Origin of the sequence: Leifsonia sp. NPDC058194 (genome assembly GCF_042883605.1) — a bacterium.
Taxonomy (GTDB): Bacteria; Actinomycetota; Actinomycetes; order Actinomycetales; family Microbacteriaceae; genus Leifsonia.
In genome coordinates, this window is sequence record NZ_JBHVVL010000001.1 from 805,867 (window position 1) to 828,980 (window position 23,114).

The 23,114-nt window shown below is 70.3% G+C and carries 23 protein-coding genes; 13 read left to right on the top strand and 10 right to left on the bottom strand.

Going from position 1 to position 23,114, the window contains the following annotated elements; all coding sequences use genetic code 11:
* Window positions 1-166: 166 nt before the first annotated feature.
* On the top strand, window positions 167-1,354 hold the full coding sequence (locus tag ACFVU2_RS03775) for an acetyl-CoA C-acetyltransferase (protein WP_387871191.1): 1,188 nt from the start codon (window positions 167-169) through the stop codon (window positions 1,352-1,354).
* Between the two features lie 42 nt (window positions 1,355-1,396).
* On the opposite strand, the gene ACFVU2_RS03780 is transcribed toward ACFVU2_RS03775, so the two are convergent.
* The 3 genes from ACFVU2_RS03780 to ACFVU2_RS03790 form a co-directional block, all read right to left on the bottom strand.
* The gene (locus ACFVU2_RS03780; RefSeq protein WP_387871193.1) at window positions 1,397-2,524 is read right to left on the bottom strand and encodes a bifunctional 2-methylcitrate synthase/citrate synthase; all 1,128 of its coding nucleotides are present in this window, start codon (window positions 2,522-2,524) and stop codon (window positions 1,397-1,399) included.
* 79 nt (window positions 2,525-2,603) lie between these two features.
* Window positions 2,604-3,503 (bottom strand): methylisocitrate lyase, encoded by a 900-nt coding sequence (gene prpB / locus ACFVU2_RS03785; RefSeq protein WP_387871195.1) that lies wholly within the window; start codon window positions 3,501-3,503, stop codon window positions 2,604-2,606.
* Window positions 3,503-5,074, bottom strand: coding sequence for an MmgE/PrpD family protein (locus tag ACFVU2_RS03790; protein ID WP_387871197.1), 1,572 nt, complete (start codon window positions 5,072-5,074; stop codon window positions 3,503-3,505). Before ACFVU2_RS03790 ends, prpB begins: the two co-directional genes overlap by 1 nt.
* Before the next feature lie 30 nt (window positions 5,075-5,104).
* Between ACFVU2_RS03790 and ACFVU2_RS03795 the strand changes: the two genes are divergently transcribed.
* Complete coding sequence (locus tag ACFVU2_RS03795; protein WP_387871199.1) at window positions 5,105-5,740, top strand: LysE family translocator; 636 nt, start codon at window positions 5,105-5,107, stop codon at window positions 5,738-5,740.
* Between the two features lie 20 nt (window positions 5,741-5,760).
* Here the strand turns inward: ACFVU2_RS03795 and ACFVU2_RS03800 are convergent, their stop codons facing one another.
* A complete protein-coding gene (locus tag ACFVU2_RS03800) occupies window positions 5,761-6,294 on the bottom strand; it encodes a YbhB/YbcL family Raf kinase inhibitor-like protein (RefSeq protein WP_387871202.1) in 534 nt (177 codons plus the stop codon).
* A gap of 43 nt (window positions 6,295-6,337) precedes the next feature.
* Window positions 6,338-7,132, bottom strand: a complete 795-nt coding sequence (locus tag ACFVU2_RS03805) for a polyprenol monophosphomannose synthase (protein ID WP_387871205.1) — start codon at window positions 7,130-7,132, stop codon at window positions 6,338-6,340.
* 144 nt (window positions 7,133-7,276) lie between these two features.
* On the opposite strand from ACFVU2_RS03805, the gene ACFVU2_RS03810 reads away from it, so the two are divergent.
* Entirely contained in the window at window positions 7,277-8,161 is an 885-nt protein-coding gene (locus ACFVU2_RS03810) for a rhodanese-related sulfurtransferase (protein WP_387871207.1), read from the top strand.
* A gap of 88 nt (window positions 8,162-8,249) precedes the next feature.
* Window positions 8,250-9,836, top strand: a complete 1,587-nt coding sequence (locus ACFVU2_RS03815; RefSeq protein ID WP_387871210.1) for a Na+/H+ antiporter — start codon at window positions 8,250-8,252, stop codon at window positions 9,834-9,836.
* A gap of 21 nt (window positions 9,837-9,857) precedes the next feature.
* On the opposite strand, the gene ACFVU2_RS03820 is transcribed toward ACFVU2_RS03815, so the two are convergent.
* The gene (locus ACFVU2_RS03820) at window positions 9,858-11,303 is read right to left on the bottom strand and encodes an LssY C-terminal domain-containing protein (RefSeq protein ID WP_387871212.1); all 1,446 of its coding nucleotides are present in this window, start codon (window positions 11,301-11,303) and stop codon (window positions 9,858-9,860) included.
* Between the two features lie 45 nt (window positions 11,304-11,348).
* Here ACFVU2_RS03820 and ACFVU2_RS03825 point away from each other — a divergent pair, with 45 nt between their 5' ends.
* From ACFVU2_RS03825 to ACFVU2_RS03835, 3 genes are read left to right on the top strand one after another with little or no spacing between them, the layout of a single operon-like run.
* The gene (locus ACFVU2_RS03825) at window positions 11,349-12,125 is read left to right on the top strand and encodes an isocitrate lyase/phosphoenolpyruvate mutase family protein (RefSeq protein ID WP_387871214.1); all 777 of its coding nucleotides are present in this window, start codon (window positions 11,349-11,351) and stop codon (window positions 12,123-12,125) included.
* A gap of 48 nt (window positions 12,126-12,173) precedes the next feature.
* Window positions 12,174-13,196, top strand: a complete 1,023-nt coding sequence (locus ACFVU2_RS03830) for an MDR family oxidoreductase (RefSeq protein ID WP_387871216.1) — start codon at window positions 12,174-12,176, stop codon at window positions 13,194-13,196.
* Between the two features lie 36 nt (window positions 13,197-13,232).
* A complete protein-coding gene (locus ACFVU2_RS03835; protein WP_387871218.1) occupies window positions 13,233-13,613 on the top strand; it encodes a DUF1304 domain-containing protein in 381 nt (126 codons plus the stop codon).
* 8 nt (window positions 13,614-13,621) lie between these two features.
* Here ACFVU2_RS03835 and ACFVU2_RS03840 read toward each other — a convergent pair whose 3' ends face one another.
* On the bottom strand, window positions 13,622-14,872 hold the full coding sequence (locus ACFVU2_RS03840) for an FAD-dependent oxidoreductase (protein WP_387871220.1): 1,251 nt from the start codon (window positions 14,870-14,872) through the stop codon (window positions 13,622-13,624).
* Between the two features lie 24 nt (window positions 14,873-14,896).
* Between ACFVU2_RS03840 and ACFVU2_RS03845 the strand changes: the two genes are divergently transcribed.
* Window positions 14,897-15,286: a DUF1304 domain-containing protein gene (locus ACFVU2_RS03845; protein WP_387871222.1), complete on the top strand. Its 390-nt coding sequence runs from the start codon at window positions 14,897-14,899 to the stop codon at window positions 15,284-15,286.
* Window positions 15,287-15,294: 8 nt separating this feature from the next.
* On the opposite strand, the gene ACFVU2_RS03850 is transcribed toward ACFVU2_RS03845, so the two are convergent.
* Window positions 15,295-15,681 (bottom strand): hypothetical protein, encoded by a 387-nt coding sequence (locus tag ACFVU2_RS03850; protein WP_387871225.1) that lies wholly within the window; start codon window positions 15,679-15,681, stop codon window positions 15,295-15,297.
* Window positions 15,682-15,796: 115 nt separating this feature from the next.
* Here ACFVU2_RS03850 and ACFVU2_RS03855 point away from each other — a divergent pair, with 115 nt between their 5' ends.
* From ACFVU2_RS03855 to ACFVU2_RS03875, 5 genes are all read left to right on the top strand, one after another.
* Complete coding sequence (locus ACFVU2_RS03855; protein ID WP_387871227.1) at window positions 15,797-16,978, top strand: ROK family protein; 1,182 nt, start codon at window positions 15,797-15,799, stop codon at window positions 16,976-16,978.
* Between the two features lie 147 nt (window positions 16,979-17,125).
* On the top strand, window positions 17,126-18,238 hold the full coding sequence (locus ACFVU2_RS03860) for a sugar ABC transporter substrate-binding protein (RefSeq protein ID WP_387871230.1): 1,113 nt from the start codon (window positions 17,126-17,128) through the stop codon (window positions 18,236-18,238).
* A gap of 115 nt (window positions 18,239-18,353) precedes the next feature.
* Entirely contained in the window at window positions 18,354-19,181 is an 828-nt protein-coding gene (locus ACFVU2_RS03865; RefSeq protein WP_387872386.1) for an ATP-binding cassette domain-containing protein, read from the top strand.
* Entirely contained in the window at window positions 19,178-20,434 is a 1,257-nt protein-coding gene (locus tag ACFVU2_RS03870) for a sugar ABC transporter permease (protein WP_387871232.1), read from the top strand. The genes ACFVU2_RS03865 and ACFVU2_RS03870 overlap by 4 nt, the downstream gene beginning before the upstream one ends.
* A gap of 28 nt (window positions 20,435-20,462) precedes the next feature.
* Window positions 20,463-20,693, top strand: a complete 231-nt coding sequence (locus ACFVU2_RS03875; protein ID WP_387871235.1) for a hypothetical protein — start codon at window positions 20,463-20,465, stop codon at window positions 20,691-20,693.
* Here the strand turns inward: ACFVU2_RS03875 and hemL are convergent.
* Both hemL and hemB read right to left on the bottom strand, forming a co-directional pair.
* Window positions 20,690-22,105, bottom strand: coding sequence for a glutamate-1-semialdehyde 2,1-aminomutase (gene hemL, locus ACFVU2_RS03880; RefSeq protein ID WP_387871237.1), 1,416 nt, complete (start codon window positions 22,103-22,105; stop codon window positions 20,690-20,692). The two genes, ACFVU2_RS03875 and hemL, sit on opposite strands and share 4 nt — an antisense overlap.
* Window positions 22,093-23,064 (bottom strand): porphobilinogen synthase, encoded by a 972-nt coding sequence (hemB, locus tag ACFVU2_RS03885; RefSeq protein ID WP_387872387.1) that lies wholly within the window; start codon window positions 23,062-23,064, stop codon window positions 22,093-22,095. The genes hemL and hemB overlap by 13 nt, the downstream gene beginning before the upstream one ends.
* Window positions 23,065-23,114 lie beyond the last annotated feature (50 nt).

Below are 23,114 nucleotides of genomic sequence, written 5' to 3' on the forward strand. Positions count from 1 at the left end.
GAGATCTGTGGACAAGTCGACCTTCGGCCGAGCCTGTGGAGAACGCGACGAAATCTCTCCCCAACCGTGTGGATGAGCGATCTGTCCACGGATTCTGTCGATCCTCGGAGCGCCGACCATCCCGGAGACACAATGGAGTCACGCACGCAACACGAAGGAGCAGCACATGGCCAGCCCGGACGACGTCGTCATCCTGTCCTCCGCCCGAACCCCGTTCGGCAAGATCAAGGGCGCACTCGCATCGCAGAGTGCAGTGCAGCTCGGAGCGGTCGCCCTCGCCCGCGCCCTGGAGCGCTCGGGCCTCGATGCCGGCACTGTCGATGCGGTGATCTTCGGACAGGTCCTCCAAGCGGGCGCCGGACAGAATCCCGCCCGTCAGACCGCCATCGCGGCAGGGATCGGCTGGGACGTCCCGGCGATCACCATCAACAAGGTGTGCCTGTCTGGACTCACGGCCGTCATCGATGCCGCGCGGCTTATCCGGACGGGTGAGGCGACGGTCGTCGTCGCCGGCGGCCAGGAATCGATGACCAATGCGCCGCACGTTCTGCCCGGCTCCCGTATGGGCTGGACATACGGTTCCATCCAAGCGCTGGACTCGGCTGCCCATGACGGGTTGACCGACGCGTTCGAGGGCATCTCGATGGGCGCCTCGACGGAGAAGTACACAGAGCGCCTGGGTCTCACGCGAGAAGCGCAGGACGCGTTCTCCGCCTCCTCTCACCAGCGGGCCGGGGCGGCCGCGGCAGCGGGTGTGTTCGACGAGGAGATCGCCCCCGTCAGCATCCCCCAGCGCAAGGGCGACCCCGTCGAGGTCACCGCCGACGAAGGCGTGCGACCCGATTCGACGGCGGAGACACTCGCCCGGCTGTCGCCGAGCTTCGCCGAGGGGGGCACTCTGACGGCGGGGAACTCGTCGCCGCTGAGCGACGGCGCCGCCGCGCTGGTACTGACGACTCGGGCGAACGCCGAGCGGCTCGGTCTCGAATGGCTGGCCGTCGTCGGGGCGAGCGGTCAGGTCGCGGGCCCCGACAACTCGCTGCACTCGCAGCCGTCCCACGCGATCCAGGCCGCGCTGTCACGGGCCGGCTGGGAGACCGAGGAGCTCGACCTCATCGAGATCAATGAGGCGTTCGCTGCGGTCGCGCTGCAGTCGATGGCCGACCTCGGAGTGGACGCAGAGAGAGTGAACGTCCACGGCGGGGCCATCGCTCTCGGCCACCCGATCGGCGCGTCGGGCGCGCGGCTGGCCGGCCATGCGGCCCATGAGCTCGCGCGACGGGGTTCGGGTCGCGCGGCCGTCGCCCTCTGCGGAGGCGGCGGACAGGGCGAGGCACTGCTGCTCTGGCGCTGAGAGCTCCCCCGGGCCGGTGGTCGATGTGGCGGCCGCCACGATTCAGCGGTCGAGGTGGCGCTCGTCGGGGCCGGTGTACTGGGAAAGGGGGCGGATGAGGGAATTGGCGGCGTACTGCTCGAAGACATGGGCGGTCCAGCCCGTGACGCGTGCAGCAGCGAAGAGGGGGGTGAAAGTGTCGGTGTCGAAGCCCATGAGGTTGTAGGCGGGCCCGGACGGATAGTCGAGGTTCGGCTTGATGTTCTTGCGCTCACCCATCGCGGCCTCGAGAGCGTTGTAGAGGTCCAGCATCTCCTGGCGGTCGTAGTGCTCGACGAGGGCTTCCAGGGCGGCCTTCATGGTGGGGACCCGCGAATCGCCGTTCTTGTAGACGCGGTGACCGAAGCCCATGATCTTGCGCTTCTCGGCCAGAGCGGAGTCGAGCCAGGACTCGGCGCGGTCGGCGGTGCCGATCTCGTCGAAGGCGTGCATGACGGCCTCGTTGGCTCCTCCGTGCAGAGGACCCTTGAGAGCGCCGATCGCGCCGGTGACGGCGGAGTACACGTCAGAGAGAGTGGAGGCGATCACGCGGGCAGTGAAGGTCGAAGCGTTGAAGGAGTGCTCGGCGTACAGGACCAGGGAGACGCGGAACGCATCGACGACCACGTCGTCCGGGACCTCCCCGAACGTGAGCCAGAGGAAGTTGCGGGAGTAGTCCAGGTCATCGCGAGGCTCGACCGGCTCGAGGCCGCGACGACGGCGCTGGATGTACGCGACGATGGTGGGGAGCTGGGCGAACAGGTAGATCGCGCGGCCGGCGTTCAGTTCGGGGTCGAGGATGCCATCGGTCTGCTGGAGGGTGTCGTCCAGACCGCCGAGCTGGCTGACCGCGGTGCGGAGAGCATCCATCGGGTGCGCCGACGCGGGGATGTCGTCGAGCGCTCGGCGCGTGCGATCGTCGAGGCGACGGAGGGAGCGCTCCTGCGACTCGAACGCCTCGCGCTGATCCGGGGTGGGCAGTTCGCCGTTCCACAGGAGGTACGCAACCTCCTCGAACGAGCACTGGGCGGCCAGCTCCTGCACGGGGTAGCCGCGATAGAGCAGCGAATTGGTCTCCGGGTTCACGGACGAGACGGTGGTCGTGTCCACCACGACGCCGGCGAGGCCCTTGTGGATCTGCGGATCGGTCATGTGAGCTCCTTCGCTACAGCTGCCTGGCAGGTGAGGTGGCACCGCACCGGCGGTTCGCACCGCCGGCCGGGGTGTGTGGCTAGCGGCGCACGTCGAAATTGAAGACGGAGGTGTCGAACGCGTTGTATCCCTCGTAGTCAATCAGGTCGTACAGGTCGGCGCGATGCTGCATCTCGCCAAGCATCGGCTTCAGCGTGCCCTCGCCGAGAAGCTGGTCGAGACCGCGCTCGGCGGCGCCCATCGCGAGACGAAGCAGAGACACCGGCCAGATGACGATGTTGACCCCGACATCCCGGAGCTGGTCGACGGTGAAGAGGTCGCTCTTACCGAACTCGGTCATGTTGGCGAGCATCGGCACATCGATGGCGGCACGGACGGCCTCGAACTCGGAGAGATCGGCCATCGCCTCCGGGAAGATGGCGTCGGCACCGGCATCGACAAGTGCTTTGGCCCGGTCGATCGCAGCGGCCAAGCCGTCGACGGCACGGATGTCGGTGCGCGCCATGATCAGCAGGTTCGGGTCGCGCCGGGCGTCGGCGGCGGCGCGGATGCGCTTGAGAGCGGTGTTCTCGTCGACGACCTGCTTGCCGTCCAGGTGGCCGCAGCGCTTGGGGTTGACCTGGTCCTCGATGTGCAGGCCGGCGACGCCGGCATCTTCGAGGGTCTGCACGGTGCGGGCGACGTTCATGGGCTCGCCGAAGCCGGTGTCGGCGTCGACCAGGGCCGGCAGGTCGGTCATCCGCGCGATCTGGGCAGAACGGCCGGCGACCTCGGTCAGAGTGGTCAATCCGATGTCCGGGAGGCCGAGGTCGGCCGAGAGCACCGCACCCGAGATGTAGACGCCCTCGAACCCCTTGCGCTCGATGAGCCGAGCCGACAGCGGGTTGAACGCCCCGGGCATCCTGACCAGCTCGCCCGACGCCAGACGGGCACGGAACGCCGCACGCTTCTCGTGGGCGGGAACGGAGGAGTAGAGCATCAGAAGAGTCCCTTCGGCGTGGGCACGGACGCGAGCACCCCCGGCGCAGCGGTGATGGTGAGGCCGCCGAGCTCGGCGGCCGACAGCTCGGGCAGGCGCTCGGCCAGAGCGAGAAAGCGTTCGACCTCCGCCTCTTCCAGCACGCCCGTCGCGAGCGCACGGAACTTGGCGACGTAGTCGGCGCGGGCGAACGGCCGGGCTCCGAGCGGGTGGGCGTCGGCGACGGCGATCTCATCGGTGATCATGCGGCCGTCGGCGAGGCGGATCTCCACGCGCCCGCCGAAGGCCTTCTCGGCGGGATCGATCGAGTGGTAGCGGCGCGTCCACTCCGTGTCCTCCGTCGTGGTCACCTTGCCCCACAACGCGACGGTGTCGGGCCGGGCGGCGCGGGACGGCAGGTACGACTCCAGGTGATGCCACCCGCCGTCCTGCAGGGCGACGGTGAAGATGTACGGGATGGAGTGGTCCAGCGTCTCCCGCGACGCCGTCGGATCGTACTTCTGCGGGTCGTTCGCACCCGAGCCGATCACGTAGTGGGTGTGGTGCGACGTGTGGATGAGGATCGACTCCACCCGCGACGGATCCGCGGCCTCGGGGTGCTCCCGATGCAGCTTGCGAGCCAGGTCGATCCAGGCCTGCGCCTGGTACTCCGCCGAGTGCTCCTTGGTGTACGAGTCGAGGATGGCGCGCTTGGCCTCCCCGGCCTCCGGCAGCGGGACGTCGTACGACGCGGAGGGACCGTCGAGCAGCCAGGCGATGACGCCGTCCTCGCCCTCGTAGATCGGCGTCGGACTGGTCTCGCCGCGCATCGCCCGGTCGATCGCCTCGACCGCCATCTTGCCGGCGAAGGCGGGGGCGTGCGCCTTCCAGCTGGAGATCTCGCCCTTGCGGGACTGCCGGGTGGCCGTCGTGGTGTGCAACGCCTGCCCGATGGCCTGGAAGATCGTCTCGGGCGGCAGGCCGAGCAGCGTCCCGATGCCCGCCGCGGCGGACGGCCCCAGGTGCGCGACGTGGTCGATCTTGTGCGCGTGCAGGCTGATCGCCTTCGCCAGGTCGATCTGGATCTCGTACCCGGTCGCGATGCCGCGCACGAGGTCGCGGCCCGTGAGGCCGAACGCACGGCCGGCGTGCTGCGCCACGGCGGTGATCGGCGGGATGTTGTCGCCGGGATGCGAGTACTCCGCGGCGAGGAAGGTGTCGTGGTAGTCGAGCTCCCGCACCGCGACGCCGTTGGCCCAGGCTGCCCACTCGGGCGAGACGCGCAGAGCCTCCTGCTCGCCGAACACGGTCGCGCCGTCCTGGGGGCGGTCGGCGGCCTCGGCCAGCTCCTCGAGCTGACGCTGCGGCAGCGGGTGAGCCAGCGCCTGAGACCGTGCGGAGACGACCGGCCGGCGGGTGAGCGAGGCTGCAGCGACCGCCGCGTTGTCGATCACCCGGTTGATCACCATGTCGGCGACCTCGCCGTCGACCTCCACCGGGTCGGCGGCGACCTGGGCGATCTTCCAGGCGAGCTGGTCCTGTCGGGCGAGGTTCTCATCGCTGCGGTGCACACGGACGTTGTGGATCTTCACGTATCGAACCTACCTCGCTACGCTCTGCTCATGGTTCCCGCACCGTCGCTCCTGGCGTTCGCGCTGGCCTCGGTGGCGCTCATCGTCATCCCCGGGCCGAGCGTGCTCTTCGTCATCGGCCGCTCCCTCGCGCTGGGCCGCGCCGGCGGTCTGCTCAGCGTGCTGGGCAACGCCCTCGGGATGCTGCCCCTGGTGGCCGCCGTCGCCCTCGGGATCGGCGCGGTCGTCGCGCAGTCCGCGGTCGTGTTCACGGTGATCAAGCTCGCCGGAGCGGCCTACCTGGTGTACCTCGGCATCCAGGCCATCCGGCACCGTCGGCACACCGCCGTGACCCACGAGGCCGCACCCTCCCGTTCCCCCTGGCGCATCCTGGGCGAAGGATTCCTGGTCGGACTGACCAACCCGAAGACCCTGGTCTTCTTCGTGGCCGTGCTGCCCCAGTTCGTCGACTACCGGGCGGGGGCGATCCCCGTGCAGCTGTTCGAGCTCGGAGTGGTCTTCCTCGTGCTCGCTCTGCTCTGCGACAGCGTGTGGGCGCTCGTGGCGGGGACCGCGCGCGCGTGGTTCGGCCGATCGCCGAAGCGGGTGGAGCGCCTCGGCGCGGCCGGCGGCGTGATGATGATCGGGCTGGGCGGCGTGCTCGCCCTCACGGGCAGCAAGAGCTGACGCGCCGCACGAGCGGACGGTCAGATATCCCCTGCGGTCGCGACGGGGGTGAGCACGGCGCGCGCGAGGGTGTGGAAGTGCGCATTGAAACCCAGCACCGCCGGCGTCGACTCGGGGTCGAGATCGAGGTGGTCGACATCCAGGGCGTGCACGACCACGTGGTAGTGGTGGGTGCCCGTCCCGGGCGGCGGGCCGGCTCCGGTGAAGCTCTTCGAACGCAGCTCGTTCGAGAGCATCGCGGCTCCCTGCGGCAGGGCCGCCCCGCCTTCCGCTCCGGCTCCCGCCGGAAGTGACGTGATGTCGGCCGGGATATCGAACACGGCCCAGTGCCAGAAGCCGGACCCGGTCGGGGCGTCCGGGTCGTGGATGGTCACGGCGAAGCTCCGGGTCTCTGCGGGGAATCCGCTCCAGGACAGCTGCGGCGAGATGTCTCCGCCGCCTCCGCCCGCGCCCCACTGCTCACGGGAGAGCGGCCGATCGTCGGCGATGTCGTCGCTGGTGAGGGTGAACCGGGGGACGGCGCCGAAGCGCTCCAGGGGATCGTTCGAGGTCATATCCGTAACCTACGCTCAGGCGACGGCAGGCGTGCGGGCGATCTCAGACGCGTTGAGCGGATTCGGAGACGGCGGACGGAGCCGGGCGGCGGCGGAACCGCGCGGGGAGCCCGGTGATGCCCCATCCCGTGACCCGGAGCATGGCCTCGGCCACGATCCCCCCGGTCATCTTCGAGGCACCGTGTTCGCGCTCCACGAAGGTGATCGGCACCTCGGCGACGGTCAGGCCCGCACCGTAGGCGCGACGCAGCATGTCGATCTGGAAGCAGTAGCCCTGGCTCTCCACATCGGCGAAGTGGATGCGGCGGAGGGCGTCGGCGGTGAACGCGCGGTACCCCCCGGTCACGTCGCGGGCCGGGACACCGAGCGCGATCCGGGAGTAGGCGCTCCCGCCACGCGAGAGCAGGCGTCGCCGGGCCGGCCAGTTGACGACGCCGCCGCCGGCGACCCAGCGCGAACCGAGCACCACGTCGGCACCCGCACCGGCCGCCTCCGCACCGGCCGCCTCCGTCCGCAATGCGTCCAGCAGGCGCGGGAGCTCTTCGGGGCGGTGCGAGCCGTCCGCATCCATCTCGACGATGCGGTCGTACCCCGCGTCGAGCGCCCAGCGCATCCCCTCGCGATAGGCGGCGCCGAGGCCGTCCTTGCCCGCGCGGTGCAGCACGTGCACGTTGGAGTCGGTGGCCGCGAGGGCGTCCGCGATCTCCCCGGTGCCGTCTGGAGAGTTGTCGTCCACCACGAGCACCTCGACCGCGGGGACGGACGCACGCACCCGACCGACGATCGGGCCGACGTTCTCCCGCTCGTTATAGGTGGGGATGATGACGAGGGTTCGCAAGGAACCGCCTTTCTGCCGGAGTGCGCGCCTGGGACGCTACTCCCACCTTGCCGGAACTGCCTGAACAGTTGGCGAACGAAACTTCGGGCGTTCGAAGTTTCGCGCGCGCGGCCCACTGCCCGACGGGTCGCCTACCATCGATGGGTGCCCGTCCCCAAGATCCTGCTCTACTACGCGTTCACGCCGCTCGCCGACCCCGAGGCGATCCGGCTGTGGCAGCGCGATCTCTGCGAGGGGCTCGGGCTGCGCGGCCGGATCCTGATCTCGAAGGACGGCATCAACGGAACGGTCGGCGGGGAGCTCGACGCGGTGAAGCGCTACCTGCGCTCGACGCGCGAGTACGCAGGGTTCCGCGGCCTGGATGCGAAGTGGAGCGAGGGATCCGGTCTCGACGAGGACGGCCGCAGCCTCGACTTCCCGCGCCTCTCGGTGCGGGTGAGGGACGAGATCGTGTCGTTCGGCGCTCCCGGCGAGCTGCAGGTGGACGCGTCCGGGGTCGTCGACGGCGGCGAGCGCCTCGCCCCGTCGGAGCTGCACCGGCTGCTGGAGGAGCGCGACGATGTGGTGCTCTTCGATGGGCGCAACCGCTTCGAGGCCGAGATCGGGCGCTTCCGCGGAGCGGTCGTGCCGGACGTGTCGAACACCCGCGAGTTCGTCGCCGAGCTGGAGAGCGGCGCGTACGACCACCTCAAGGACAAGCCGATCGTCACCTACTGCACAGGAGGGATCCGCTGCGAGGTGCTGTCGGGCCTGATGAAGTCCCGCGGGTTCGAGGAGGTGTACCAGCTCGACGGCGGCATCGTCCGGTACGGGGAGACGTACGGCGACGAAGGTCTCTGGGAGGGTTCGCTCTACGTCTTCGACGGGCGCGGCTCGATGACGTTCGGTGCGCAGCCCGCGGTGCTCGGCCGGTGCGCGGGCTGTGGGGCCGCCACCAGCCGGATGCGCAACTGCGCCGACCCGTCGTGCCGCGAGCAGCTCGTCGTGTGCGAGGGGTGCGACGTGCTGCGGTGCCCCGCGCACGCCTGACGCTCCGCATCTCTGAGGGCGAACGGGTTATCCACCGACTCGCGGGAACCATTGCTGGTCTCTTCGCGTTGCGGCCATCATGAACAGCATGGATCCGGTAGCCGCCATCGTCTGGATCGTGTCGTTCGTCCTCGTCACGGTCACCGTCACCGGCCTGTCCCGCCGCGTCGGCTGGTCGGCCCCGGTGGTCTTGGTGGTCGTCGGCGCCATCGCGTCGTTCATCCCCGGTGTGCCGCAGATCGCCCTGGAGCCCGAGGTGGTGCTCTTCGGGCTCCTTCCTCCGCTGCTGTTCGCCGCGGCCATCCAGACGTCCATCGTGGACGTGCGGGCCAGGCGCGACGGCATCCTGCTGCTCTCGGTGGGACTCGTCGCGTTCACCGTGATCGTCGTCGGGTTCGCGACCTGGCTGGTCGTGCCGGCCATCACGCTGGCGGCGGCGTTCGCGTTCGGGGCGGTCGTCGCACCGACGGACACGGTCGCGGTGACGGCGATCGCGGGACGCGGGCACCTCCCCCGCCGGCTCGTGACGGTGCTCGAGGGCGAGAGCCTGCTCAACGACGCGACCGCGCTCGTGGCCCTGAACGCCAGCATCGCGGCGATCGTCAGCGTCATCAACCCGTGGGCGATCGCGGGCGAGTTCGGTCTCGCCGTGGTCGTCGGCATCGGGGTCGGGCTCGCCGTCGGCTGGGTGCTGGCGATCATCCGCAAGCAGCTGCGCTCCCCCGTGCTCGACACCTCCCTCGGTCTCATCACGCCGTACCTGGCGTTCATCCCGTCGCAGTTCCTGCACGGGTCCGGGATCCTCTCCGTGGTCGTGGCCGGCCTCTACCTCGGCTACCGGTCGCCGACTATCCAGACGGCGGAGGCGCGCATCGCCGAGACGATCAACTGGCGCACCATCCAGTTCCTGCTCGAGAACGCGGTGTTCCTGTTCATCGGGCTGGAGTTGTCCAGCATCCTGAACGGCGCGTTCCGCTCGGGCATCACCGTGTGGGAGACGGTCCTCATCAGCGTGGTGGTGCTGCTGGCCCTGTTCCTGGCCCGGTTCGCGTGGATGGTCGGCACGACCGCCCTCTACCGCTACGGCCCGCAGAGGCTGCGCGAGCGCGGCTGGTCGTGGCCGACCGGGATCGCCGTGTCGTTCGCCGGCATCCGCGGGGTGGTGACGCTCGCGGCGGTCTTCCTGCTGCCGACCGGGACGCCGCACCGCGAGTTCCTGCAGTTCCTGGCGTTCGTGGTCGTGGTCGCGACCCTGCTGGAGGGGCTGGCCCTGCCGTGGATCATTCGCCGCCTGCACCTCCCTGCCCCCGACTTCGCCCAGGAGGCCAGCGAGATGCAGCGCCTTCTCGCCGAAGCGCAGACCGCAGGGCTCGAGCACCTCGACAGCCAGGTGACGGGCAACGAGGATCAGCGCGTGATCGAACGGCTCCGGATCAACGCCGTGTTCCTCTCGGACGCCCTGGAGAACCCGTCCCCCGACGAGAACGAGGACACCCCGCTCGAGTACCGTCACCTGCGCCGCACCATGATCACGGCCGAACGGCAGGCGGTGCTGAGCGCCCGGGCGGAGGGCCGCTACCAGGAACCCGCCGTGCGTTCGGTGCTGGCCTTCCTCGACGCGGAGGAGGCGGCGCTCAAGTCGTCCGGCCCGGGAGGCAAGAAGACGTTGATGTAGGGGCTGGCGCGGAGGCGCCGCCTATGCGGTGGTGGTGTCGTCCGCGGGCGCCCGGGCCGCGGCGAGCGCCTGCGCTTCCGCCGCGGCGGTGCCGGTGCGGCGCGATCCACGCGGGCGGCGCGCCCACTGGCGAGCCCGCTGCGACGACAGCGCCAGCACGACCAGGATGTCCAGCGGCAGGCCGAACAGGTTGTTGCGGAGCGAGATCTGCGGGCCCCCGTTGAAGAAGTCGATCGCCGCGAACACGATGAGCGCCGAGCTGAACGACATCGAGGCGATCCGGGCCCAGTTGCTGCCGAAGAACACCAGGAGCGCGAGGAGGAAGTAGAAGACCAGGCCGGCGCCGAAGATCCCGAGCAGCACTCCGAAGACGACGTCGGCCTGATGCCGGTCGACGCCGACGAGGTCACCGGAGGCATACAGCGAACCCACCCAGACGCGCCAGCTCAAGACGGTGAGCACGATGAACAGCACGCCGGCCCCCACGCGCAGGAGCATCAGGAGGAAGCCGAGGGCGGTCGGTGTGGGGCGGCGCTCGGCCAACGCGATCCGCCGGGCCTCCGCCTGCTGGACGATCCGCTCGGCCTCCGCGTCGACGGGTACGCGTCCCAGATCGATGATGGGGAGGTCGCCGTCGGTCTCGATGCTGTCGCCGCCGCCGTTGCGCGAGTGATAGCCGGTCGAGAAGTCGCGGATGACCTCCACCTCCACCCCGATGTCGGCCGCACGGAGGGTGGAGACGATGTGATCGCGCTCGATGTCGGTGTTCGCGTCGATCTTGTGCGTGATCTGCAGGGTGAACAGCGAGAAGCCGACCGATTTGTCGAACGTTCCCGCCGCCAGCCAGTCGACCTGGTGGCCGCCCGGGAGGAGCCAGCCCTCCGGGCACTTCCAGAAGCGCACATGGTGACGCTTGGCCGGATTGCCCAGCACCTCCTGCTGATAGGCGGCATCCTGCTGGTGTCCGAACAGGAACAGCGGGCTCACGGGGGCTTCGTCGTAGCTGCGCCGCAGCAGGGTCGAGGTGACGATGCGGCGACTCGACGCCAGCGTCACGTCGTCGGCCCGGGTCCAGCCGGCGGCACGCATGGCGTCGTCGAGCTGCTCCTCCGAGCCGAGCAGGGCGAGGTTCACCGGATCGCCCAGCAGGCCGTCGCTCGTCCGGGCGCGGCCGATGAAGTAGTCGGGCACGTAGATCTGGGTCAGGATGCGATGCAGCCGCGGCAGCACCAGGTACGCGAGCACCAGCCAGAACAGCACGAAGAACAGGACCAGGAACCAGCCCCAGCCGAAGCTCTCGGTGAGCACCAGCCACGCCAGCCAGACGGCGGAGACGCCGCCGAAGATGAAGAAGGCGTAGTCGAGAACGGCATTGACGGAGACGCGACGGGCCGTCGCCGAGCGGGTCTTGCGACCCTCCGCCGGGGCGTCGCGAGGCGCTGGGCCGGGAGCCTCCACCTGCGTCATGGGGACATCCTAGAGGGCACGGGCGCACCGTCGTAGGGTGGCGGCATGGCCACCATCACCGAACGCGGCACCGAGCTGCGCCGCCTCCACCACGCCCCCGAACTGCTCCAGGTCGTCAACGTGTGGGACGCGATCAGCGCCTCCGCGATCGCCGCCCTGCCCGACACCCGCGCGCTCGCGACGGCCAGCCACTCGATCGCGGCGACCCTCGGCTACGAGGACGGCGAGAAGATCCCGCTCGATCTCATGCTCGACATGGTGGGACGGATCGTCGCCGCGACCGATCTGCCCGTGAGCGCGGACCTGGAAGGCGGTTACGGCGACGCCGGCGAGACCATCCGCCGGGCGATCGGCGTCGGCGTGGTGGGCGCGAACCTGGAGGACAGGATGCGGCCCTTCGACGAGGCGGTGGCCGTCGCCCGCGACGCGGTGCAGGCTGCGGACGCGGAGGGTGTGCCGTTCGCGCTGAACGCGCGCACCGACGTCTTCCTGCGCGACGCGCACCCCACGGTCGAGGAGAAGATCGAGGAGGCGGTCCGACGCGGTCGCGCCTTCCTCGACGTCGGGGCCACGAGCGTCTTCGTGCCCGGACTGCTCGACGAGCCGACGGTTTCAGCGCTCGTCGCAGGGCTGGGCGAGCGCACGCTGAGCGTCATCGCCGTGCCGGGTTCGCTCGCACCCGCTCGCCTGCAGGAGCTCGGTGTCGCCCGCGTCTCGTACGGCCCGTGGACCCAGCGGGTCGCGTTGACCGCGCTGCAGGACGCCGCACAGGCGATCTACGCCGGCGGAGCCCTCCCCGAAGGCACCCGTGCACTCAACTGACGTCCGCCGCCCCGCGAACACCACGAACGCCCCGCGTAGGCTGCCGTCATGAGCGACTTCCGGGCGATCGTGATCGAGCAGGAGATCGAGGGCGGCGCGATCGTCGCCCACACGGCGGAGGTGCGCCGGGTGACCGACGCGTTCCTGATGCCGGGCGACGTGACGGTCGCCGTCGAGTACTCCGACCTCAACTACAAGGACGGCCTCGCCATCGGAGGCCGCCCCGGAGTCGCGCGCACGTCGCCGCTCATCCCGGGCATCGACCTGGTGGGCACGGTCGAGAAGAGCGACGACCCGCGCTGGCGACCGGGCGACCGCGTCGTGCTGAACGGCGACGGCATCGGGGAGTCGCATCACGGTGGTCTGGCCGAGCGCGCCCGGGTTCGCGGCGACGCGCTCGTGCGCATCCCGGACGCGATCTCGTCGGCGCAGGCGGCCGCGATCGGCACGGCCGGATTCACCGCGATGCTCTCCGTGCTGGCCCTCGAGCGCAACGGGGTGGACCCGGAGGAGGTGCGCGCAAGCGGCAGCAGCGTGCTCGTCACCGGAGCGGCAGGAGGCGTCGGCTCGGTGGCCATCGCGGTGCTGGCCGGGCTCGGCTATCCGGTGACCGCCTCCACCGGTCGCACGGACGAGCTCTCGGGATATCTCACCGGCCTCGGGGCGACGTCGATCATCGACCGGGCGAAATTGAGCGACCCGGGGCGGCCCCTGCAGAGCCAGCGCTGGGCCGGCGTGGTGGATGCCGTGGGCAGCCACACCCTCGTGAACGCGCTCGCGCAGACCCGCTACGGCGGCACGGTGACGGCGTGCGGGCTGGCGCAGGGAGCCGACCTCCCGGGGACGGTGCTCCCGTTCATCCTGCGCGGCGTGACCCTGGTGGGGATCAACTCGGTCGAAGCGCCCGCCGCGCTGCGCGAGACCGCGTGGCGCCGGCTCGCGACCGACCTGGAGGAGGAGACGCTGGCGGCGATGACCAGCGTCATCCCGCTCGCGCAGGCCGTCCCCGCCGCCGACGAGATCCTCGCCGGCCGGCTGCGCGGCCGCACCGTGGTCGACGTGCGCGCCTGACGACGCATCCGCCCGGCGTCCCCGTATGCTGGCGGCATGATCGTCCTCGCCACCGTCGTGGTCACGCTCGCCGCCGCCCTGCACGTCGCGATCTTCTTCATGGAGAGCGTCGCCTGGGGCCGCCCGGCGGTGTGGAAGCGCTTCGGGGTCGCCGACCAGCAGGCGGCCGACACCACGAAGCCGATGGCGTACAACCAGGGCTTCTACAACCTGTTCCTCGCGATCGGCGCGGTCGTCGGGCTGATCCTCTACGGCGTCGGGCTGCACCCGGCCGGGCTGGCGCTCATCCTGTTCACGATGGCGTGCATGTTCGCGGCGTCGGTCGTGCTGCTCACCACCGGCAAGGGGTACTGGCGCGCCGCCATCACGCAGGGGACGCTGCCGCTGATCGGCTTCATCCTGATGCTGCTCTCCTAGCGACTGTCCTAGCGACTCCTGGAGACTGCTAGCGTCTCCTGGCGCAGCTCGGGCAGCACCGACTCCGGCCGCAGCCCGCGCCCGATCAGCCGCGCGGTCACCCGCTGCAGCACAGGGGTCGCTGCGGCGAGCGCCGCCCGCACGGCCGGCGGCAGCGGGTCGGGCAGCCCCTCCGGCCCGCCGGGGCGCGCGATACCGCGATGCGCGGCGAGCTGGATGCGCTGCATCGTGGCGACGGGCGGCAACCGGCGACCCTGGATGCCGTCGAGCACGCGCAGGTCGACCTCGCCCACGCGCAGGGGCGCGACGAGCGCGTTCGCCGCGGCCACCGCATCCTGCACGGCGTAGTTCACACCGACGCCGAACGCCGGCGACATCGCGTGTGCGGCGTCGCCGATCGCGAGGAAGCCGCGGCGGTACCAGCGGTCCAGCCGGTCGATCTGCACGCTCAGGAGCTTGACGCCGTCCCAGTCGTCGATCATCTCCAGGGGCTCGCGGAGGAAGGGCGCGGCCGCGGCCACCGCATCCCGGAACGCGGGCAGCCCGGCCGCCTTCAGCTGGTCGATGCCGCCCTTCGCGATGACGAGGCCCGTCTGGAAGTAGTCGCCGCGGTCGATGGTGATGACCATCGACCCGTGCCGCAGATAGGCCAGGGTGCTCGGCGGGGTCTCCGCCGGCTTCGGGACCCGGAACCAGAGCACGTCGATCGGCACTCCGAACCGCCGTGGCCGCAGACCGGCCGCCTCGCGCAACGCCGAGTCGCGCCCGTCGGCCGCGACCGTCAGCGGCGCGGCGATCGCCAGCTCGCCTTCCGGACCGGTCGCCGTGAGTCCCGACACGGCTCCTTCGGACCAGGTGAGTCCGGTCGCCGTCGTCTCCATCAGCAGCCGGAACCCGGGACACCGGGCGCCCTCCGCGGCGAGGAAGGACAGGAAGTCCCACTGCGGCGCCAGCACGAGGAAGTCGTCGGGCGGGCCGAGCCGCGCGAAGTCGACGGGATGCAGCCGCGTGCCGCTCACGACGGCGTCCAAGGTGCGCACGCTCGTGTGCGGCAGACCGAGGAACCGTTCGCGCAGCCCCAGCTCCCCGAGCACGCCGACGGTGGAGGGATGGATGGTGTCGCCGCGGAAGTCGCGGAAGAAGTCCGCGTGCTTCTCCAGCACGACGACATCGAGCCCGTTGCGGGCGAGGAGGAGACCGAGCATCACGCCGGCCGGACCGCCTCCCGAGATCACGCAGTCCGCCTGAAGCAGTTCCATGCCTCCGCAGCGTATCCTCCCGCCATGGCCATCGTTGCGTCCGTGTTCGTCTCACTCGCTGCGATCGTGCATCTCGCCGTGTTCGCATCGCAGACGATCGCGTGGTCGACTCCGGCCGTCTGGCGCCGCTACGGCGTGGCGTCGCAACGGGACGCCGACGTCACGCGACCCCTCGCCTACACGCAGGGATTCCACAACCTGTTCCTGGCCGCGGGAGCCGTGGTGGGGCTGGTCCTGTACTGGACCACCCTGCATCACGTCGGCTTCGGGCTGGTCTTCTTCACGTGCACCTGCATGGTGCTCGCCGCGGTCGTGCAGCTGACCGTCGGCGGCCGCACGCCGTCGGCCGCGCTGGTGCAGGGGCTCCCCCCGCTCATCGGGCTGGTGCTGTTCGTCGTCGCACAGGCCGGTTGACCCGCGGTCTACTCGATGATCTCGCCCTCGGCGGGGATGTCGCCGACGTCGACCCGGAGCGCTTCGACGAGCTTCGCGGCGTGCGGCGTCGAGACGATCACCCGCGAGTAGTCCTCGCCGTCGAGGTCGATCACAACGGCGGCGCGCTGCTTGCCCTTGATGAGCAGGAAGTCCTGGCCTCCGTGGAACTTCCAGGTGCCGACCGACAGCGTGAGCGGCACGGCGGCGCCGGGTGCGCGGATGCCGCGGATCCAGATCCACGGGTCCTCCGTGATGGCGACCGAACGGATACTCTCGCGCGGGATGACCAGGTCGTCGCGTTTGAGCGCGAGCACCTTCTCCGCTCGCGTGAGATGGATCTCCAAGCGATCGGGGTGAACGTGCAGGTCGGCCATACGTCTATCCTGCCAAGCACTCGGAGCGTGCGGCAGTGCCGAACCTCACAAAGCCATAACCGTTGGCTTGTGGGCGACGGGTCCGAGCGCCGACGCTGCATGTATCCTTCTCGTCGTGGCAACCCAGAGACGGACTCCGGGCTCGCAGACTTCACTTCGTGAAGCCAACCGGGCTCGAATCGTCGACGCCATCAAGAAGCACGGCGGCCTGACGCAGGTCGAACTCGCCGGAGCGACCGGCCTCTCCCCCGCCACGGTGTCGAACATCGTGAAGGAGCTGTCGACCTCCGGCGTGCTGCACACCACCCAGAGCATCCGCAGCGGCCGGCGCGCCCAGCACGTCACCCTGGCGCACGCGCTCGGACTCGTCGTCGGCGTGCACTTCTCCACGCGTCACATGCGCGTGGCACTCGCCGACGTGGCGCACACGGTCGTGGCGGAGAACCACATGCCGCTCGCCCGCGACCACCGGGCCGACAACGAGCTCGACAAGGTCTCGATGCTGCTGAGCGACATGCTCGACTCGGTGGAGGCGTCGCGCGACGAGGTGCTCGCCGTCGGCATCGCGCTCCCCGCCCCGCTCGATCGCGCGAGCGGCACCATCGCGCGCAGCGGGATCATGCGCGGCTGGGACGGCGTGGTCGTCGCCGAGGCCATGGAACGCCGCGTCAAGCGTCCCGTCTTCGTCGACAACGCGGCGAACCTGACGGCGCTCGCCGAGTCCCGGTTCGGCGCGGGCCGGGGCAAAGGCAACTCCATCACCCTCGACGTGGGCGACGGGATCGGGGCCGGGCTGCTGCTGAACGGCCAGCTCTTCCGCGGGAACAACGGCGTCGCCGGCGAGTTCGGCCACACGACCATCCGCGAGAACGGGCCGCTCTGCCGGTGCGGCAACCGCGGCTGCCTGGAGGCGATCGCGGGCGGTCCGGCCATCCTGGACGAGCTGCGCGACCACCTGGGCAGCCTCAAGCTGGGCGATGTCGTCCTGCAGGCGATGGCGGGGGATGCGCGCTGCATCCGTGCCATCGCCGACGCGGGAAAACACATCGGGGTGGCGACGGCGAACCTCTGCAACCTGCTCGATCCGGAACGGGTCGTCGTAGGCGGCGAGCTGGCACGGGCGGGCGAGCTGTTGCTCGGGCCGATGCGGCACGCGGTCGAGCGTTCGATCATCGTCGGCGAGGAGCTCATGCCCGACATCGTGCAGGGGCAGCTCGGCACCCGGGCGGCCACCCTCGGGGCCGTGGCGTACGCGGTCGACCGGGTCTCCCTGACGCCCCAGAGCGCCTCCAACTGACCACCCCCACCGCACTGCCCCCCACTGTCCCCCAAACGTGACGAACCGTTATCGAATGCGTTGGCTTCAAGTATTGACGCCAAGACTCGCACCTGACACACTCAACCCAGCCGCCAAGGACGGCGGGCTCGAACCGGAGGTTTTTCAATGAAGATCGCCACCAAGAGAGGAATGATCGCGGCGTCCGCGGTCCTCCTCGCAGCACTCAGTCTCACCGCGTGTTCGAACGGCTCCGGCAGTGGAAGCTCCTCCACGGCGGACGCCTCGAAGGCCCAGATCGGCCTCCTCCTCCCTGATTCCGTGACCGCCCGCTACGAGGCGGCCGACAAGCCCTTCTTCGAGGCGAAGATCAAAGATCTCTGCCCCGACTGCAAGGTCCTCTACGCGAACGCCGACGGCGATGCGAGCAAGCAGCAGCAGCAGGCGGAGTCCATGCTGACCCAGGGCGTCAAGGTCCTCGTCCTCGACCCGTTCGACGGCGAGGCCGCGGCCTCCATCGTCGGCGAGGCGAAGGCCAAGAACATCCCGGTCATCTCCTACGACCGCCTCATCAACAGCAAAGACGTCGACTACTACATCTCCTTCGACAACGAAGAGGTCGGCAAGCTGCAGGCCACGGCCCTCGTCGACAAGCTCAAGAAGGACGGCGTCGCCGCCGGCAGCGGGATCCTGATGGTCAACGGATCCCCCACCGACAACAACGCCACCCTGTTCAAGAAGGGCGCGCACAGCGTGATCGACTCGAGCGGCTACAAGGTGCTCGCCGAGTACGACACCCCAGGATGGGACCCGGCGCAGGCCCAGAACTGGGTGTCCGGCCAGATCACGCAGTTCGGCAGCCAGATCAAGGCCGTCTACGCGGCCAACGACGGCACCGGCGGCGGCGCGATCGCCGCGCTCAAGGCGGCCAACGTCTCGCCGATCCCGCCGGTCACCGGTCAGGACGCCGAACTCGCGGGCATCCAGCGCATCCTCGCCGGCGACCAGTACATGACCGTCTACAAGGCCATCCAGCCGGAGGCCGAGAAGGCGGCCGAGCTCGCCATCGCGCTCACCAAGGCCCAGAAGCCGGCCGGTGACACGAGCGTCGACACCGCGGGCGGCGCGAAGATCGCGTCGTTCCTCCTGAAGCCGGTCGCGGTCACGACCGACAACATCGAGAGCACCGTCGTCAAGGACGAGTTCTACGGTGCCGACTCCGCGGCGAAGATCTGCACCGCGGACTACAAGGCGGCGTGCGACAAGTACGGAATCAAGTAACGCCTAGCAGCGCGGCCCTCCAGATGCGACCGAACGCACCTGGAGGGCTGCGTGCACCCGCCCTACGATTGACCCGAACCACCCAGCTCACCTCGAAGGAGAGAACGCCGTGACCATGGAAACCGCGATCGCCGAGGAGGAGCGGACCGATCGCCGGCCCGTGCTCTCGCTGAGCGGCGTCTCGAAAGGCTTCGGCGCCGTGCAGGCGCTCACCGACATCCACCTCGACGTCTACCCCGGCGAGGTCGTCGCCCTCGTGGGCGACAACGGCGCAGGCAAGTCCACGCTCGTCAAGATCCTCGCGGGTGTGCACCCGCAGGACTCGGGCACGGTCACCTTCGACGGGCAGGACGTCAGCATCCCGTCGCCCGCCGCATCGCGCGAGCTCGGCATCGCGACCGTGTTCCAGGATCTCGCGCTCTGCGACAACCTCGACGTGGTCTCCAACCTCTTCCTGGGCCGGGAGATCACCCATGGCACCCTCGACGAGGAGGAGATGGAGAAGCGCTCGTGGAGCCTGCTCCGGCAGCTCTCGGCGCGCATCCCCTCGGTGCGGATCGCGGTCGCCTCGCTCTCCGGAGGCCAGCGCCAGACGGTCGCCATCGCCCGCTCGCTGATCGGCGACCCGCGCGTCGTGATCCTCGACGAGCCGACCGCCGCCTTGGGCGTCGCGCAGACCGCCGAGGTGCTCAACCTCATCGAGCGTCTGCGCGAGCGAGGGCTCGGGGTGCTGCTCATCAGCCACAACATGGCCGACGTCCAGGCCGTCGCCGACCGTGTCGCAGTCCTGCGGCTCGGACGCAACAACGGCGATTTCCATGTGGCGGACGTCAGCTACGAGGAGATCATCTCCGCGATCACCGGCGCGACGGACAACGTCGTGAGCCGCCGTGCCGGCCGCGCCGTTGAACCCGACATCAGCGAAGGGAAGGCCGACGCATGACGAAGACAACAGCGGAGACCCCCGCGGAGGCCGCGGCCGACCTGCAGGACGAGCGCCTGATCCGCGACGAGGGGCTGGGCGGCGCCATGCGCGCCTTCGGGCGCCGGGTACGCGGAGGCGACCTCGGCTCGCTGCCGGTCGTCGTCGGGCTCGTCGTCATCTGGGTCGTGTTCCAGGTGCTCAACCCGAACTTCCTGAGCGCCAACAACCTGGTGAACCTCACCCTGCAGTGCGCGGCCATCGGCACGATCTCCATCGGCATCGTCCTGGTGCTGCTCCTGGGCCAGATCGACCTGTCGGTCGGATCGGTGAGCGGCGTCTCGGCCGCCATCCTCGGCGTCGGCTTCACCCAGCTGCACTGGCCGCTCTGGGCGACCGTGATCGTCGCGATCCTCGCCGGCGGTCTCATCGGCTACGTCTACGGGCTGCTCTTCACCCGATTCGGCGTCCCGAGCTTCGTGATCACACTCGCCGGCCTCCTCGGCTTCCTCGGGGTGCAGCTGTGGATCCTTGGCCCGAACAGCTCGATCAACATCCCCTACGACTCGTGGATCGTGCAGTTCGCCCAGCAGACCTTCCTGCCGCCGTGGGCGGCGTACGCCCTGGCGGTCATCGCGGCCGGAGGGATGTTCCTCGCCGACTGGCGGCGCAATACGCGTCGTCGCCGCGCGGGACTCTCCGAAGGCTCCGCCTCCGTCATGATCCTGAAGGCCCTCCTGCTGCTCGTCGGCCTCTGCATCGCCGTCTGGTATCTCTCCACGGACCGCGGCACGGGCGCGATGTTCCTGTTCTTCGTGATCCTCGTGATCGTGATGAACTTCTTCCTCACCCGCACCCGATGGGGACGCTCCGTGTTCGCAGTCGGCGGCTCGGTCGAAGCGGCGCGGCGAGCCGGTATCAAGGTCAACCGCGTGTTCATCAGCGTGTTCATCCTCTGCTCCACCTTCGCAGCGGTGGGCGGCCTTCTCGCGGCGGCCCGGCTCGCATCCGTCGGCGCCGGATCCGGCGGCACGGACACGAACCTCAACGCGATCGCCGCGGCGGTCATCGGCGGGACGAGCCTCTTCGGCGGGCGCGGATCCGCGTGGTCGGCGCTGCTCGGCATCCTGGTCATCCAGTCCATCTCGAACGGCCTGACCCTGATGAACCTCGACTCGTCGTACCGCTTCATGATCACCGGCGCCGTGCTGCTGCTCGCGGTCATCATCGACTCGCTGTCCCGCAGGTCGAGGGCCTCGCACGGCCAAGCCTAGGCGGAGGCGGGTGTGAGAAGGTGGTCCGGTGACCCGCACCACCACCTTCCGCGCCCGCCTTCTGCGTGAGGGCGAGACACCGCGCACGGTGACCGAGCGCGCCCCGTCGGACGTGCCGCCCCGCACGCTGCGCCGGAGCGCATCCGGAGGCGGCATCTACGACATCTACGCCCTGCTCGACGCCGACGGCTGGCCGGCGACGGCGACCTACAGCTACGTGCAGACGCTCTCCCCGCCGCGCTCGGCGGCGGACGACTAGACGGCCGGCGCCGTAGCCGCCGCGGCAGCCCGGGCCGCACCGGGGAGCGCGTCCAGGATGCGGCCGACCGCGGCGTCGTCGTGGGCCGCGGTCACGAACCACGCCTCGAAGACGCTCGGCGGGAGCGAGACCCCCGCGTCGAGCATGGCGTGGAAGAACGCACGGTAGCGGAGCGCCTCCTGCGTCTGCACCTCGGCGTAGGTCCGCGGGGCCGCGGGGAAATCGCCGAAGACGAAGCTGAACAGGTTGCCGGCGTGCTGCACGCGATGCGCGACCCCCTCGGCCGCGAGCGCGTCGGAGACGGCCGATGAGACGGTCTCGGCGACCACGTCGAGCCGGTCGTAGACGGCCTCGTCGGCGTGTGCGAGGGTCGCGAGTCCCGCAGCGACGGCGACCGGGTTCCCGGAGAGGGTGCCGGCCTGGTAGACGGGGCCGGTCGGCGCGAGGAAGTCCATCAGCTCGGCACGACCGCCGAGTGCCGCGAGCGGCATCCCCCCGCCGATGACCTTGCCGAACGTGACGAGATCGGGCGTGTAGCCCCGATCGAGACCCCAGAACCCGGCCTCGCTGACCCGGAAGCCGGTGAGCACCTCGTCCAGGATGAGCAGCGCGCCGAACTCGTGCGCGAGGTCGGCGAGGGCGGCGTTGAAGCCGGGATCCGGCGGGACGACCCCCATGTTCGCCGCCGCCGCCTCGGTGATGACCGCGGCGATGTCGGGACCGTTCGCCTCGAAGGCGGCGCGGACCGCGTCGAGGTCGTTGTACGGCAGCACCAGGGTCTGGGCGGCGGTCGCCTCGGTCACGCCGGCCGAGCCGGGGAGCGACAGCGTCGCGAGGCCGGAACCGGCCTCGGCGAGGAGGCCGTCGGAGTGGCCGTGGTAGTGACCGGCGAACTTGATGAGCAGCGGGCGCCCCGTGAAGCCGCGCGCGAGACGGATGGCCGTCATCGTCGCCTCCGTGCCGGTGGAGACCATGCGCAGCTTCTCGATGAACGGCACGCGGCCGAGCACGGCCTCCGCCAGTTCGGTCTCGGCCGGGGTCGACGCGCCGAACGAGAGGCCCTTCGCGGCGGCCTCCTGCACGGCGGCGACCACCGCCGGATGGGCGTGGCCCAGGATGGCCGGGCCCCACGACGCGACGAGGTCGACGTACTCGCGACCTTGCGCGTCCGTGATGTACGGCCCGCGGGCCGAGACCATGAAGCGCGGCGTGCCGCCGACGGACCGGAACGCGCGCACCGGCGAGTTCACGCCACCGGGGATCACCCGCTGCGCACGCTCGAACTGTGCGAGGTTCACGTCGCCGAGTGCTGCCCCGTCGGCGAGACCCTGGATGTCTCCGCCATCGATGGATCCGCCATCGATGGATCCGCCCTGGTCGTCGCGTGCGTGCTCGTCGCTCATCGCAGCCATCCCGCCACCTCGGTCGCCCAGTAGGTCATGATCGCATCGGCTCCCGCTCGACGGGCGCCGATCAGCGTCTCCTCCACGATGCGGCGACGGTCGATCCAGCCGTGGGCGGCCGCGGCCTCCACCATCGCGTACTCGCCCGACACCTGGTACGCCCAGACCGGCACGTCGCTGATCGCGGCCACATCGCTGAGCACATCCAGATAGCTGAGTGCGGGCTTGACCATGAGGATGTCCGCGCCCTCGTCGAGGTCGAGCCGGGCCTCGCGCAGCCCCTCGCGGCGATTGGCCGGATCCTGCTGATAGGCGCGGCGGTCGCCGGAGAGCTGGGAGTCGACGGCCTCGCGGAAGGGGCCGTAGAAGGCGGACGCGTACTTCGCCGCATAGGCGAGCAGCACGACGTCGTGCCGGCCGGCGGCGTCCAGCGCCTCGCGCACCGCGCCGACCTGACCGTCCATCATCCCGGAGAGCCCGAGCAGCTGCGAACCGGCCTCCGCCTGGGCGAGGGCCATGTCGCGGTAGCGCTCGAGGGTCGCGTCATTGTCGACGTGGCCTGCCGCGTCGAGCACGCCGCAGTGGCCGTGGTCGGTGAACTCGTCGAGGCACAGGTCGGTCTGCACCACGAGCGCGTCGCCCACCTCGGAGACCAGGGCGCGGGTGGCGACGTTGAGGATGCCCTCCGGGTCGGTCGCGGAGCTGCCGACGGCATCCCGCACCTCCGGGACGCCGAAGAGCATCACGCCGCCGACGCCGGCCTCGGCCGCAGCGACCGCGGCCCGCTTGAGGGAGTCGATCGAGTGCTGCTGCACCCCCGGCATCGAGCCGATCGGGACGGGCTCGTTCGTGCCCTCGCGGACGAACATCGGCAGGATCAGCTCCGCCGGGTGGAGCCGCGTCTCCGCGGTCAGGCGACGGAGGGCCGGAGACTGCCGGAGGCGACGCGGGCGGATGACGGGATGCAGCTCACTCACTCTCACAACCCTACGCCCGTGCGGCTGTGCGCCTGCCGGGG

Coding starts and splice junctions, on each gene's coding strand:
- ACFVU2_RS03845 (WP_387871222.1), top strand. CDS start 14,897: ATGGCCATCGTTGCGTCCGTGTTCGTCTCACTCGCTGCGATCGTGCAT.
- ACFVU2_RS03820 (WP_387871212.1), bottom strand. CDS start 11,303: ATGACGCAGGTGGAGGCTCCCGGCCCAGCGCCTCGCGACGCCCCGGCG.
- ACFVU2_RS03850 (WP_387871225.1), bottom strand. CDS start 15,681: ATGGCCGACCTGCACGTTCACCCCGATCGCTTGGAGATCCATCTCACG.
- prpB (WP_387871195.1), bottom strand. CDS start 3,503: ATGCTCTACTCCTCCGTTCCCGCCCACGAGAAGCGTGCGGCGTTCCGT.
- ACFVU2_RS03830 (WP_387871216.1), top strand. CDS start 12,174: ATGAGCGACTTCCGGGCGATCGTGATCGAGCAGGAGATCGAGGGCGGC.
- ACFVU2_RS03815 (WP_387871210.1), top strand. CDS start 8,250: ATGGATCCGGTAGCCGCCATCGTCTGGATCGTGTCGTTCGTCCTCGTC.
- ACFVU2_RS03840 (WP_387871220.1), bottom strand. CDS start 14,872: ATGGAACTGCTTCAGGCGGACTGCGTGATCTCGGGAGGCGGTCCGGCC.
- ACFVU2_RS03795 (WP_387871199.1), top strand. CDS start 5,105: ATGGTTCCCGCACCGTCGCTCCTGGCGTTCGCGCTGGCCTCGGTGGCG.
- hemL (WP_387871237.1), bottom strand. CDS start 22,105: ATGGCTGCGATGAGCGACGAGCACGCACGCGACGACCAGGGCGGATCC.
- ACFVU2_RS03835 (WP_387871218.1), top strand. CDS start 13,233: ATGATCGTCCTCGCCACCGTCGTGGTCACGCTCGCCGCCGCCCTGCAC.
- ACFVU2_RS03780 (WP_387871193.1), bottom strand. CDS start 2,524: ATGACCGATCCGCAGATCCACAAGGGCCTCGCCGGCGTCGTGGTGGAC.
- ACFVU2_RS03870 (WP_387871232.1), top strand. CDS start 19,178: ATGACGAAGACAACAGCGGAGACCCCCGCGGAGGCCGCGGCCGACCTG.
- ACFVU2_RS03860 (WP_387871230.1), top strand. CDS start 17,126: ATGAAGATCGCCACCAAGAGAGGAATGATCGCGGCGTCCGCGGTCCTC.
- ACFVU2_RS03825 (WP_387871214.1), top strand. CDS start 11,349: ATGGCCACCATCACCGAACGCGGCACCGAGCTGCGCCGCCTCCACCAC.
- ACFVU2_RS03800 (WP_387871202.1), bottom strand. CDS start 6,294: ATGACCTCGAACGATCCCCTGGAGCGCTTCGGCGCCGTCCCCCGGTTC.
- ACFVU2_RS03865 (WP_387872386.1), top strand. CDS start 18,354: ATGGAAACCGCGATCGCCGAGGAGGAGCGGACCGATCGCCGGCCCGTG.
- ACFVU2_RS03775 (WP_387871191.1), top strand. CDS start 167: ATGGCCAGCCCGGACGACGTCGTCATCCTGTCCTCCGCCCGAACCCCG.